The organism is Pseudomonas sp. NBRC 111138, assembly GCF_001320835.1.
Classification (GTDB): domain Bacteria; phylum Pseudomonadota; class Gammaproteobacteria; order Pseudomonadales; family Pseudomonadaceae; genus Aquipseudomonas; species Aquipseudomonas paracarnis.
On sequence record NZ_BCBO01000142.1, the window covers coordinates 19,142 to 31,386 of the forward strand.

Consider the following 12,245-nt stretch of genomic DNA (forward strand, 5'->3'; position numbering starts at 1 on the left):
CCCTGTAACAGTGCTCGGCGTAAGTTAGTGGAGTTCGGTGTTTTTTGCGAGGTGTTCTATGTTTCTGTTTGTGATGGGTGAGTTGGTTTTATTGTTGAATTTTGGTTGTTTTATTTTGAAACTTTTTTAAAGAAATGCAATGTTGTATGAGTATATGTTTGGTTTTCCGTCCTCGGTTATGGGGCAGCAGGGGCAATATGGTTGCCCCTGCCGGCAAATGGCTCAGTTGTTTGCCTCAATCGTCACCTTCGGTACGGTAAATCGAAACTCGCTGCCCTGACCCTGCTTGCTCTCGGCTTCGATCCTGCCGCCATGCGCCTTAACGATGCCTTGGGTGATATACAGCCCCAGCCCGCTGCCGGTGGGGTTGTTTTCAGTCTGGGTCCAATAGCGATCGAACACATGGGGCAAATCGTCCGGCGCAATGCCCTCACCGGAGTCGCGCACCGAAAATACAATCTCCTCGCCGGCGCTCATGGCGCTGATGCCGATGTTGCCCTGGCGCGGAGTGAACTTGATCGCATTGCCGATCAGGTTCGACAGCACCTGGAACAAGCGCTCCGGGTCGGCCTTGATTTGCAGGCCAGGCTCGACATTGAACGACAGGTCGATGCCCTTTTCCGAGGCCAAGGGCGCCAGCAGCGAATACGCCTCTTCAAAAATCTGGCTGACGTCCAGCGCCACCGGCTTGACCACATAGCGCCCGGCTTCGATTTTCGAGGTGTCGAGCAAGTCTTCCAGCAACACGTTCATGCGCCCGGCAGCCTGTTGCATGGTGTCAATGGCGGAAGATATGCGCCGTGAAGTGTGGGGACCATCGGAGCTGAAGGCTTTTTGCATCATGCCGCAGAGCATGGAGATGACGGTCATGGGGTTGCGCAGGTCGTGGGAAACCACCGCGACCAGCTCGTCCCGCGCACGCACCGCTTGTTGCTCGCGCAGCACTTGGCGGGACAGGTCGGTCTCCAGGGCCGAGCGGCGCAAATCGTTGGCGGCAAACAGGTCGCCATGGCTCCACTTGGTGGAGATACCAGCCATTTCCACTTTCCAGATTTCAAACGAGGTGCGTGGGCGAAGGCGCATGCCCGCGTCGCAGGTTTCCAGATTCAGCGGCTTCTGCGGGTCGCCACTCCAGTGGATGTTCTCTTTGACTTCCGGGCGAAACCACAGCACCCCGTTATCCACAGGCTTGGGCAAGCTCATGGCGAGCACGCCGCTGGCCACGCTCTGGTATTCGGCGGCCGGCGGATAAACCGAGGCCAGGTTATGGCTGGAAAATACCGGTGCGCCGTCGCCCTGCAACCACTTGTGCAGCGCGCGTATCTGCGCCGGTTCCGGGCAGTTGCCGTAGCGGTGTAATTGCTTGTCTTCGATGATCGCCACGCCGCCGGAGAGGGTCAGGTCCATCAGCAGTCGGCCTTGCTGGGCCAAGCCGTCGAATACGTTATTGGCAGAGGCTTTCATCGCCCGATCCAGCAGCGCCAGCGCTTCGACTTTCTCGTCGCGCTGGCGGCTCAGCTCCAGGGCCTCCATGGCACTGATCTGCAATGACAGCACCTGGCCGATGGTCTGGCAGGCCATGCGCAGGTCGTTGGGCACCAGCAGCGGCTCACGGTTGCCGCAACTGATCAGGCCCCAGAGTTTGTCGCCCTTCATCAGTGAAATACTCATGGACGACAACACGCCCATGTTCTGCATGTACTGGCAGTGAATCGGCGACACGCTGCGCAGGGTGGCGAAGCTCAGGTCCAGAGGCTGCCCGGTGTCCGGGCGCAATTTGGGCACCAGCGGTACCGGTTCGTAGGATGCATTCGGGATGATCCGTAGCCAGTTGGTGCGATACAGTTCGCGAGCCTGCTCGGGGATGTCGGACGCAGGGAAGAACAGCCCGTTGAACAATTCCATGGACGGCGCCGAGGCCTCGGCGATCACCTGACCATGGCCTTCCTCTTCGAAGCGATAGATGAGCACCCGGTCATAACCGGTCATGGCCTGGATTTCGTTGACGGTGATGGCGTAGAGCGCCTCCAAGGTCTTTGCCGATTGCAGGCGGTGCAGCATCTTGCCCAGGTCGCTGGTGCGGCCACTGTGCGCTCGGGGTTTGAAATCCTTGAGCCGTGGTTCGAATTCCAGCACTAACACGCCCTGATGGCGATGCAACAGGCCTTCGAACTGCTCACCCTTGAAGGTTATCAGCAGGGGCGGCGAGTCCAGGAATGCGCTGTCCTCGGCCATGGTTTGCACGGCCTGGGCGTACTCCTCGCCAATCAATCTGTGCAACGGTTGATCCAACAGCGCCTCGGGGGCGTGGCCGAACAACGTACCGACGTTGGCACTTACCTGAATGATGTTCAGGCCAGGTTCCGACAAGGTCAGCAGCACGCCGTGGGGCTGGATGGCCCCCGGAAAACGAATGGGTTCGTCGGCGCAGTTGGCAAGCAGCTCTTCAAAATCTTCGGGTTTCATAGCAATACCTCCTGGCTGTCGAGCCATTGCTCAAAGCCGCTGAATGTCGAGCGGGCCGCCATCACCGCGCGCACGGCGGCATCTGTATCCAGTGGCTGACGGCCCAGATAATCGAGGAAATCTTTCCAGCGCCGTCCGGTCTCGGCGCCGTATACATTGAGAAAGGCACCGCCGTTGTCGGCGTTCACATCCAGGCGCAGGGCTATTTCCCGGCGCAGCACTTGGCCGCCCAGGGTGGCGCCTTCCAGCACATACAGGGCGCCGAGGCACGCAGCTGGTGTGTCTAATACGGGGAGCTGGGTACAGCGAGGCAGGGCATGGATGGCGTGCTCAGTCAGGCCGAGCGCGTGCAGGTCATGGACCAGGGTTGGCGTTTTCACACGCAACGCAGACTCATATCCGTCGGGAATCAAACCGCTGTCATACAGCGCCGCTTCCATTGGCTGATAAAAGCCGTGGTACGCCTGCAGCAAGCGCCGATACCACTGGGCATCCAGGCGCTCGGAAAAAAACGGCAGGCGCTGTTCCAACGCCACATGCAGCAGGCCCGTGCCCGTGCGCAACGTTTCCAACAAGGAGGGCGCACTAACGTCATGGGCCTGTGAATGCATTCAATGAGCTCGAACTGTGGGCCTGTCGGCCATGAATGACGCGTGAAAATGGGCGACGATTCTACACGACTCATTGTCGTCAGCTGAACGCAGAAGCGAAAAGGCTGACCATCGGATCAGAAAAGTCGCTCCCTGCACCTTACATGACCGCAGAACTAGCCCTCAAGTTCGGTTGAAATGATATCGCGCTGCCATCAATCCCGGGACTGGCCCTAGTGCGTCAATGCTGTCTGCACGCACTCAAGCAAGTGGTCGGTACTCCAGGGCTTGGGCAGAAACCGCACGGAACTGCCCAGCTCGGCGGCGATTTTCGTATTACCTGAGGTCAGCACTACCTGTACTTCAGGCCACCGGTGGGCGACGACACGGCTCAAGTCATAACCATTGAGCAAGCCGGGCATTTGAATATCACTGACAATCAAATCCACCGGGTCATCGCCGCGCTCCAGGTAAATCATCCCTTCGTCTGCCGATGCAAACGATGTCACCACCGCACCAAAGTCTTCCAGCACATCCACCATCAACGCCCGAATGATCTCGTCGTCTTCCAATACCAAAATCGATGGCTGAGCCATGATCCTTACTCCACCATCAGGGGTTCAGTAAGGTGGAGTAGGGGTTGGGTATATAGGTTCGATTGGATGTTTTTTAAACGATGGGTGGTCATTTGGCTGCTTGTGAGCCATGGGCACGACAATCCGTTAAGGTGAACGCCACCCTGCCATCCAAGGAATGCCATGTTCGACCGTAACCCACTCGTGCCTGAACTGATCGTCACCCGCCTTGGCGCGAGCCTGGCGTTCTGGATCGAACAGTTAGGTTTTGCTATTGCCTATCAGCGCGCAGAAGAAGGCTTTGCCTACCTCGACCTTAACGGCGCGCAAATCATGCTCGAACAATACGGCCCCGAGGCCGGCCAGTGGCTTACCGCACCGTTGCAGCCCCCATTCGGGCGCGGCATCAACCTGCAAATCGATGTGCCCGCCGTAGCACCCATCCTGCAACGCTTGGCGCAGATCGGCTGGCCCTTGTTCCGCGATGTAGAGGACGCCTGGTACCGAGCCGGTGACGTGGAGGCCGGGCAGCGCCAGTTCATCGTGCAAGACCCGGACGGGTATCTGGTGCGTCTGGTGCAGCGGCTGGGAGAAAGGCCGGTCGAACAGGCATAATCCAAGGCAACAGCCGATAGGGAGACGTGAATGAAGTATGTGTTATTGACTCTCGCCCTGACCGTTATCGCCGCACCCGCGTTCGCTGCGGGCGACGCCGAGGCGGGCGGCAAATTGTTCACCAAGACCTGCGGCGGCTGCCACAGCATTGGTGAAGGCGCGCGGGGTGGTTTTGGCCCGGAACTGAACGGCATCATTGGCCGGCCTGCCGGTACCACTCAGGACTATCAGTATTCGGATGCGATGAAGAACTCGGGCGTGGTGTGGACGCGGGAAAAACTGGCGGCCTACATTGAAGACCCGAAATCGGTGGTCAGTGGCACGCGGATGATCTTCTGGGGGATCAGTGACCAGGAGAAGATTGAAAATATCCTGGCGTATTTGGAGACATTCCAGCCCAAGTGAGATGCCCAGGCTGGCACGCATCACCGTCCTCTGTCCTCTGTAGGAGCGAGCTTGCTCGCGAAAAGCTCACAGGCGTCGCATTCATTCAGGAAGCACGCGTGATCGTTGACGTTTTCGCGAGCAAGCTCGCTCCTACAAAAAAGCCTTGCTGAACCCGCGACGCAAGGTCCGGGTAAAAGGGTCGCGAGTTCAGCCAAGCACTCCCATAGCATCTTGGCATCGTGGGGTAGGTGCTCTGAAAAAATATCCCAATCAGAAAACTCAAGCGTATCAGGCATTTCTACCAAGCCGGTGATGGCGTCCCAAAAAGCATCCCAGTTTTGGCGATACCAGTTGGGAAAGTTGAGTGAAGTGCACAGCGTGGCGTGAAGTTCTTTGTGGTTCTGGATGCGGCTAAGGTCAATTTTGATGAGGGATGAACGGGTCACTTGTGCACCATTTGCTTTTTCATCTGCTATAGCTCAGGCTGAATTCTTTGAGTCATTACTCGTTTGAAACTTCGTAATCAAATGCGATGAAGTAGTCACTTTCTGAAAGAGCAATTTCATGAGAAAAGCGCGGCTGTATCACTGATAGCCATTCCCTGCGCAATTCAAACATGCCGTTATTGACTTCCGCTGCGCTCAACAACCCGAGCGTGGAAATCACCGAATAGTCATCTCCGCAGTCCGCTGAACTTTCCGTTCCTCTTAGCCTCTCTGTGGTTCTGTCGAACCATTCCAACCTTATTTTTAGTCCCATGTAGTCCTCACAAATATTTTTTGATGTTTCGTTTTTTGATCGGCCCTTTTAGCTGCTCGCCGCTTATGTGGTTGAACGCACCTATATGGCTCCCATCACTTGCTAGATAAACCTCCAGCTTCCCGTGCTGAGAGTCCCATTCATAGATCTTCCGACCTTTTTCCTCAATCCAGCGTTCTCTCAGCCCGGCGCCTCCTTGTCTGGGAGTCTTGGGTTTTGCTTTTATCAGTTTTTCAAAGCCAGTTATTTGTTCAGTGTTAGGCGCTTTGTGGTACTTGTGATCCCCAGCCTTGGCACCTACCACCACATACAGCGGCCGAACCCCCGACTCCGCCGGAAACACCAGAATAAAATCCCGATAGTCCGGTGGGTAAATAGGGTTAACCAGAATCTGCGCCGCCGTTCCCGTCGGTGGGTAGATCCAGATCACCGGTGCTTGCGGCGCAGCCTCCAATGCCGGAATACCTAAGGTGTCATTTGGATCAACGGAGGGCGTCCAGATCAGCTCTACGCCATTATTCAAATCTGCTACTAACTGGCCACTGCGGTTTTGAAATTGCACCACATCAATCATCTGCCAATCGGCATTGTTACCTGTGTAAAACCCATACCCCTTGAGCGTGCCGTCGTCGCGTTGCTCGATATGCAGCCGCATCTGCGAACGCGCTCGTTGCAGCGAACGCAATTGTTCCTCGTTGTAGAGCGCGCTATCACTTAGATCCGACGGCCAAGCCAGCGCTACCAACCCTGTCAACAGGCTACCAGCGACGGATGCGCTGACTGTGGCCGCCGATTCCAAAAACGCTGTACGCAATGCCAACTGCCCTAAGCCGGCTGGCAGTGCACTGCCGCTGATCTTGCGCAAGGCAACCGCGCCTCGGGCGTCCACTTCGCGCCCGCCCAACAGACTTAAATGGCTGTACTCCTTGATCAGTTCCAGTGGAACAAAACCGGTGGGGCTCGAGTAATGGGCGATACCGTCAGGCAGTTGGCATGGCTTGATGAAGACGCAGCCGGGAGGTTTGGCTGGTGTAGGTGGCGGGGCAGGGGATGGCTCGAAAAAATCGACAGTAGGCGAATACGGCATACGCGACGGTTGCCGGGTGAGGATTCGTCGCTTGAGTAACGCTTGTTCGGTGGGTGGATAAAAGCGTTCTGACATGACCGATTCACTTCCTTGCGCGAGGGAGTGAGCCTATGAGGGGGAGTCAGGAACCGATATCAGCTCAATTTTCAGTTGATGTGGGAAAAGTTGACTGGTACGTGAGTCGCCGGCATTGTTTCGAATATTGCGATTTTCGTTTGTTTCGTTTAGCGTTGGCCTCAACTGAATTGCGCAAGACCGGAGTTGCATCATGACCATCAACAACCTTCCAAAAACGATCCTTCCGCTGGAAAAAGAAGTCGAGGCGGCAGTGCAAGGCCAGCGTGAATTAGCGTCCCTATTGTCGACCAAATTTGAAACCCAGCGCATCGACATCTTCGACAAAGAAGATAAGCCACACAGGCTTGTACTCCCAACCTCCGCACTGCGCCTGCTGGTCGATATTCTGGGCGAATTGGCGCTCGGCAATGCCGTCAAGGTAGTGCCGGTTCATGCCGAGTTGACCTCGCAGGAGGCGGCCGACCTGCTTAATGTGTCACGCCCGCATTTGGTCAAAATGCTCGAGGACGGCGCTATCCCTTTTACAAAAACGGGTCGACATCGGCGAGTCCGCTTTTCGGATTTGATGGCGTTCAAGCAACGGCGTGACGAGCAAAGCCAAGAGGCAATGGAAGCGCTGGTTCAACAGGCCCAGGAGTTGGGAATGGGGTATGACGGATGAGGTGTTCGCCCTTTACTGCGGTATACGACGCTTGTGTTCTCTATCCTGCGGCACTTAGGGACTTACTCATGTGGCTTGGTTTGTCTGGTTTGTATCGAGCGCGATGGACTGCCCAGATTCAGGATGAGTGGAAGCGCAACGTACTCAAGAACCGACCCGATCTTACGGCGGCTCAGGTGGACTGCACGTCGGCGCTTATGGACATTGCGATACCTGACGCTCTGGTGACCGGATATGAGGACCTGTGTTCGAGTTTGGATTTACCAGATCCGGATGACCGGCATGTGTTGGCAGCGGCCATTCGAAGTAAAGCTGAGGTTATCGTGACCTTCAATTTGAAAGACTTTCCACCGCATGTATTGGCTGCCTATGACATTGAACCGATGCATCCGGATGACTTTATTTCGGATCTCTGGGATTTGGATCAGGCGGCAGTGTTGGGAGCAGCGCAGAAGCAGAGGAGGGCGTTGAAGAAGCCCGCGATGGAGGCGGGAAGCTATCTCGAAATGTTGATGCGGCAGGGCTTGGTGCAGACTAGCAAGGCAATGGGACCTTATGAAATGATGCTGTGAGCAGGATGAGCCCGGTGTACGTCAGTTGAACCACAATAAAAAAGACCTTGAAACGCCAATGTCTTTTTTATGCCTGTGGATCAACTCAGCAGGTGCTTGGAAATCAGCCGGGAGATTTCCACGATCGAGGTCTTGCCAGTGAATTCGAATTTCACCTTCCCCAACGACGAAAAGTAAATCTCCAACTCCGAATCAAGATCAAACGTCCCGGACGTTTCCACCGAGTACGCCACGATGTTTTTGTACGGCAATGAGGTGAAGTCCTTCTTGCTGCCGGTAATCCCTTGCACGTTCACCGCGATGATGCGTTTGGTGGTGAACACGACGCCGTCGCGCATGGCCTTGTAGGCGTCGACCACTTCTTCGCCGTCCAGCAGCAGGGCCGCTACGCGCTCGGCGTATTCGTCGTTTTGCTTGAGCTTGAAAAAGCCTTTGTTGTTGAAGTCGATCATGTGCCTGTCCTGGGTAGGTGGTGCCGCCGGTGTATGACGTTTTGCTTGCGGATCTGTATCTAACGCCTGGGCCTTCAAGCCCCTAGCATGACGCTCAACACGACCGCGTCGGCGAAGGATTTCACGCTGGCAGCTTAAAAAACCAGGAGCCAATCCATGCCTGATATGTCCAGCTTGCTCGCCTACGGCCTGATTTCACTCGGCATGGTACTGACACCGGGGCCGAACATGATCTACCTCATTTCCCGCTCCATCTGCCAGGGGCGCACGGCCGGGTTGATTTCCCTGGGCGGGGTGGCGCTGGGGTTTGTGGTGTATATGGTGTGCGCGGCGCTGGGTATCACGGCGTTGGTGATGGCGGTGCCGTTTGCCTACGACGCGCTGCGGCTCGGCGGGGCGCTGTATCTGGTGTACCTGGCCTGGCAGGCGGTCAAGCCGGGTGGGCGTTCGCCATTCCAGGTGCGCGACTTGCCCAAGGACAGCCCGCGCAAGTTGGTTACCATGGGGCTGGTCACCAACCTGCTCAATCCCAAAGTGGCGGTGATGTATTTGTCGTTGCTGCCCCAGTTCATCGACCCTAACGGTCATGGCAGTGTGCTGGTGCAATCCCTGGCGCTGGGCTCCCTGCAGATTCTTATCAGCGTGAGCGTCAACGCGGTGATTGCCTGCATGGCGGGTTCCATCGCGGTGTTCTTCGTCACCCGGCCTGGTTGGCAGGTGCTGCAGCGCTGGCTGATGGGGTCGGTATTGATGGGCTTGGCGGTGCGGATGGCGGTGGAAGGGCGCAAGTAAGTCCACGTCACAGGATGGCTTTCAGGTAATCCTTGAGTGCGTGGAGCGGGGCGTCGAGTATTTCCAGGGTCGGTGCTTCGCGCACGTTCGTTGCGAGCCGCTGCAACTCGCGACCCATGACGGTATCGGCGCCACCCAGGGTGTCGAGTGCCAGAGACAGGCATTCATCGAGCTTCACTTGGATCTCGGCCAGGTTTCCCTGGCGCACCAACAACCCGAACACCTCGCGATCATAGCCCTCCATCACGGGATCATCGCGCAGCAACGGGCTACCGTCGTCAGTCTCATGCACCAGCTTCAATGCAAACAACGCAACCGCTTCAAGCGTCAACTCCATGGTCCCGCTCCCTCCACTGCCACGCCTGGCACTTTTTTGCAGGCGAAAAAAAAGACCTTGAATTTCAAGGTCTTTTTTTAAGATGGTGCCCCGAGGGAGACTCGAACTCCCACTCCTTTCGAAAACGGATTTTGAATCCGCCGCGTCTACCAATTCCGCCATCAGGGCTCAATGGCGGCGAAGTATAGAGATGAGATTACCGTTGGTCAATCACGTTTCATGGTCTATTTTCACTATTTCCGCTAGACTTCCCGGCCCTGCTAGACGAACCCCATCATGCGCGTTGCTGACTTTACTTTTGAGCTCCCTGATTCGCTGATCGCTCGCCACCCTTTGGCCGAGCGTCGCGCCAGTCGACTGCTGACCCTGGACGGGGTCAGCGGTGCCCTCGCACACCGTCAATTCACTGATTTGCTTGAGCATTTGCGCCCAGGCGATCTGATGGTTTTCAACAATACCCGGGTGATTCCGGCGCGGCTGTTTGGCCAGAAAGCATCCGGCGGCAAGCTGGAAATCCTGGTGGAGCGGGTGCTGGACAGCCACCGCGTGCTCGCCCATGTGCGCTCCAGCAAATCGCCCAAACCGGGGTCGAGCATCTTGATTGAGGGCGGTGGCGAAGCCGAGATGGTCGCGCGCCACGATGCCTTGTTCGAGCTCAAGTTTGCCGAAGAAGTGTTGCCGTTGTTGGAGCGCGTCGGCCATATGCCGTTGCCTCCTTATATAGACCGCCCCGATGAAGACGCGGACCGCGAGCGCTATCAGACCGTGTACTCACAGCGCCTCGGCGCCGTCGCCGCCCCGACTGCCGGGCTGCATTTCGACCAGCCATTGCTGGATGCGATTGCCGCCAAGGGCGTCGACACGGCCTATGTGACCCTGCACGTGGGGGCCGGTACGTTTCAGCCGGTGCGTGTGGATAACATCGAAGACCACCATATGCACAGCGAGTGGCTGGAAGTCAGCCAGGACGTGGTGGATGCGGTGGCGGCGTGCAAGGCGCGTGGCGGTCGAGTGGTTGCCGTGGGCACCACCAGTGTGCGTTCGCTGGAGAGTGCAGCGCGTGATGGCGTGCTCAAGCCGTTCAGTGGCGACACCGATATCTTCATTTTTCCAGGGCGACCCTTTCATGTGGTCGATTGTCTGGTCACCAACTTCCATTTGCCGGAATCCACGCTGTTGATGCTGGTGTCGGCATTTGCCGGTTACCCGGAAACCATGGCTGCCTACCAGGCCGCCATTGCTAACGAGTACCGTTTTTTCAGCTACGGTGATGCGATGTTTATCACCCGTAACCCGGCGCCGCGCGGCCCTGAGGACAACTTATGAGTCGTATGTCGTTTGAATTGCTCGCTACGGACGGCAAAGCCCGTCGCGGCCGCCTGACCTTCCCACGCGGCACTGTGGAGACCCCGGCCTTCATGCCGGTCGGCACCTACGGCACCGTCAAAGGCATGTTGCCCCGCGACATCGTCGCCACCGGTGCCGAGATTATCCTCGGCAATACCTTCCACCTGTGGCTGCGTCCGGGCACGGAAGTGATCAAGAAGCATGGCGACCTGCATGACTTCATGAAGTGGCAAGGCCCGATCCTCACCGACTCCGGTGGTTTCCAGGTGTTCAGCCTGGGCGCCATGCGCAAGATCAAGGAAGAGGGCGTGACCTTCGCCTCGCCGGTCGACGGCGCCAAGGTGTTCATGGGCCCGGAAGAGTCGATGCAGGTACAGCGTGACCTGGGCTCGGACATCGTGATGATTTTCGACGAGTGCACGCCATACCCAGCCGATGAAGACGTGGCGCGTATCTCCATGGAGCTGTCGCTGCGTTGGGCCCAGCGTTCGAAGAACGCCCATGGCGATAACACGGCGGCGCTGTTCGGTATTGTCCAGGGCGGCATGCATGAAAGCCTGCGCAAACGCTCGCTGGAAGGCCTCGACAAGATCGGCTTCGACGGCCTGGCCATCGGCGGTCTGTCGGTGGGCGAGCCCAAGCACGAAATGATCAAGGTGCTCGATTACCTGCCAGGCCTGATGCCCGCAGACAAACCTCGTTACCTTATGGGCGTTGGCAAACCGGAAGATCTCGTAGAGGGTGTGCGCCGCGGTGTGGACATGTTCGATTGCGTGATGCCAACCCGTAATGCCCGCAATGGGCATCTGTTCATCGATACAGGCGTGCTGAAGATCCGTAACGCGTTCCATCGCCATGATGATTCGCCGCTGGATCCTACCTGTGACTGCTACACCTGCCAGAACTTCTCCCGTGCTTATCTGCACCATCTGGACAAGTGTGGGGAAATGCTGGGTAGCATGTTGAATACCATCCACAATTTGCGTCATTACCAAGTCCTGATGGCTGGTTTGCGCGAGGCTATTCAACAGGGTACATTGGCCGCCTTCGTCGATGCCTTCTATGCCAAGCGTGGCCTCCCTGTGCCGCCCTTGGACTGAGTTTTCCGACCCTAAGATTCACTATTTGCAACTGGAGTGCTAAATGAGCTTTTTTATCTCTAACGCCATGGCTGACGCCGCTGCGCCTGCTGCTGCCGGCCCTATGGGCGGTGGTTTCGAGTGGATTTTCCTGGTCGGCTTCCTGGTCATTTTCTACCTGATGATCTGGCGTCCACAGGCCAAGCGCGCCAAAGAGCAGAAAAACCTGCTGGGCAGCCTGCAAAAAGGCGACGAAGTCGTGACCACTGGCGGTATCGCCGGCAAGATCACCAAGGTTTCCGATGCTTTCGTGGTACTGGAAGTCTCCGACACCGTGGAAATGAAGTTCCAGAAGGGCGCCATCGCCGCCACGCTGCCTAAAGGCACGCTCAAAGCGATCTAAGTAACAACCTTTACCAATCGACGGGGCGCGCAAGGCGCCCCGCGT

16 protein-coding genes and 1 tRNA gene are annotated in these 12,245 nt (G+C 57.1%); 8 read left to right on the forward strand and 9 right to left on the reverse strand.

The window, feature by feature from the left end:
• Positions 1 to 222: 222 nt before the first annotated feature.
• The 3 genes from APH41_RS24385 to APH41_RS24395 all read right to left on the reverse strand — a co-directional run bounded on the left by APH41_RS24385 (position 223) and on the right by APH41_RS24395 (position 3,652).
• On the reverse strand, positions 223 to 2,466 hold the full coding sequence (locus APH41_RS24385; protein WP_054922004.1) for an ATP-binding protein: 2,244 nt from the start codon (positions 2,464 to 2,466) through the stop codon (positions 223 to 225).
• Entirely contained in the window at positions 2,463 to 3,077 is a 615-nt protein-coding gene (locus tag APH41_RS24390; protein ID WP_054922006.1) for a biliverdin-producing heme oxygenase, read from the reverse strand. The genes APH41_RS24385 and APH41_RS24390 overlap by 4 nt, the downstream gene beginning before the upstream one ends.
• A gap of 212 nt (positions 3,078 to 3,289) precedes the next feature.
• Complete coding sequence (locus APH41_RS24395; protein ID WP_003194033.1) at positions 3,290 to 3,652, reverse strand: response regulator; 363 nt, start codon at positions 3,650 to 3,652, stop codon at positions 3,290 to 3,292.
• A gap of 162 nt (positions 3,653 to 3,814) precedes the next feature.
• Here APH41_RS24395 and APH41_RS24400 point away from each other — a divergent pair, with 162 nt between their 5' ends.
• Positions 3,815 to 4,246, forward strand: coding sequence for a VOC family protein (locus tag APH41_RS24400; RefSeq protein ID WP_054897818.1), 432 nt, complete (start codon positions 3,815 to 3,817; stop codon positions 4,244 to 4,246).
• A 30-nt stretch (positions 4,247 to 4,276) separates the two neighbouring features.
• Positions 4,277 to 4,651 carry a cytochrome c family protein gene (locus APH41_RS24405; protein WP_034128041.1) on the forward strand — a complete coding sequence of 125 codons (375 nt, stop codon included), beginning with the start codon at positions 4,277 to 4,279 and terminating at the stop codon, positions 4,649 to 4,651.
• A gap of 20 nt (positions 4,652 to 4,671) precedes the next feature.
• Here APH41_RS24405 and APH41_RS24410 read toward each other — a convergent pair whose 3' ends face one another.
• The 3 genes from APH41_RS24410 to APH41_RS24415 are packed head-to-tail and all read right to left on the reverse strand — an operon-like array spanning position 4,672 to position 6,554.
• On the reverse strand, positions 4,672 to 5,079 hold the full coding sequence (locus APH41_RS24410; RefSeq protein ID WP_306109888.1) for a barstar family protein: 408 nt from the start codon (positions 5,077 to 5,079) through the stop codon (positions 4,672 to 4,674).
• Between the two features lie 55 nt (positions 5,080 to 5,134).
• A complete protein-coding gene (locus APH41_RS28550; protein ID WP_082430498.1) occupies positions 5,135 to 5,392 on the reverse strand; it encodes a colicin E3-like toxin immunity protein in 258 nt (85 codons plus the stop codon).
• Positions 5,393 to 5,399: 7 nt separating this feature from the next.
• Positions 5,400 to 6,554, reverse strand: coding sequence for an S-type pyocin domain-containing protein (locus APH41_RS24415; RefSeq protein WP_054922009.1), 1,155 nt, complete (start codon positions 6,552 to 6,554; stop codon positions 5,400 to 5,402).
• A gap of 193 nt (positions 6,555 to 6,747) precedes the next feature.
• Between APH41_RS24415 and APH41_RS24420 the strand changes: the two genes are divergently transcribed.
• Together APH41_RS24420 and APH41_RS24425 are read left to right on the forward strand one after the other, a co-directional pair.
• Entirely contained in the window at positions 6,748 to 7,218 is a 471-nt protein-coding gene (locus APH41_RS24420) for a helix-turn-helix domain-containing protein (protein WP_054922011.1), read from the forward strand.
• Entirely contained in the window at positions 7,215 to 7,790 is a 576-nt protein-coding gene (locus APH41_RS24425; RefSeq protein ID WP_054922014.1) for a PIN domain-containing protein, read from the forward strand. The genes APH41_RS24420 and APH41_RS24425 overlap by 4 nt, the downstream gene beginning before the upstream one ends.
• Before the next feature lie 80 nt (positions 7,791 to 7,870).
• Here APH41_RS24425 and APH41_RS24430 read toward each other — a convergent pair whose 3' ends face one another.
• Entirely contained in the window at positions 7,871 to 8,242 is a 372-nt protein-coding gene (locus APH41_RS24430) for a PH domain-containing protein (protein WP_019817496.1), read from the reverse strand.
• A gap of 156 nt (positions 8,243 to 8,398) precedes the next feature.
• On the opposite strand from APH41_RS24430, the gene APH41_RS24435 reads away from it, so the two are divergent.
• Entirely contained in the window at positions 8,399 to 9,034 is a 636-nt protein-coding gene (locus tag APH41_RS24435) for a LysE family translocator (protein WP_054922017.1), read from the forward strand.
• A 7-nt stretch (positions 9,035 to 9,041) separates the two neighbouring features.
• Here APH41_RS24435 and APH41_RS24440 read toward each other — a convergent pair whose 3' ends face one another.
• Both APH41_RS24440 and APH41_RS24445 read right to left on the reverse strand, forming a co-directional pair.
• Positions 9,042 to 9,371, reverse strand: a complete 330-nt coding sequence (locus APH41_RS24440) for a hypothetical protein (protein WP_054897815.1) — start codon at positions 9,369 to 9,371, stop codon at positions 9,042 to 9,044.
• An 83-nt stretch (positions 9,372 to 9,454) separates the two neighbouring features.
• Positions 9,455 to 9,539, reverse strand: a tRNA-Leu gene (locus APH41_RS24445).
• A gap of 108 nt (positions 9,540 to 9,647) precedes the next feature.
• Here APH41_RS24445 and queA point away from each other — a divergent pair.
• Genes queA through yajC form a run of 3 tightly spaced genes read left to right on the forward strand, consistent with a single transcriptional unit; the run spans position 9,648 to position 12,200 of the window.
• Complete coding sequence (gene queA, locus APH41_RS24450) at positions 9,648 to 10,697, forward strand: tRNA preQ1(34) S-adenosylmethionine ribosyltransferase-isomerase QueA (RefSeq protein ID WP_034128030.1); 1,050 nt, start codon at positions 9,648 to 9,650, stop codon at positions 10,695 to 10,697.
• Between the two features lie 5 nt (positions 10,698 to 10,702).
• Entirely contained in the window at positions 10,703 to 11,818 is a 1,116-nt protein-coding gene (tgt, locus tag APH41_RS24455; protein WP_032803964.1) for a tRNA guanosine(34) transglycosylase Tgt, read from the forward strand.
• Between the two features lie 43 nt (positions 11,819 to 11,861).
• Positions 11,862 to 12,200: a preprotein translocase subunit YajC gene (gene yajC / locus APH41_RS24460; protein WP_003175975.1), complete on the forward strand. Its 339-nt coding sequence runs from the start codon at positions 11,862 to 11,864 to the stop codon at positions 12,198 to 12,200.
• Positions 12,201 to 12,245 lie beyond the last annotated feature (45 nt).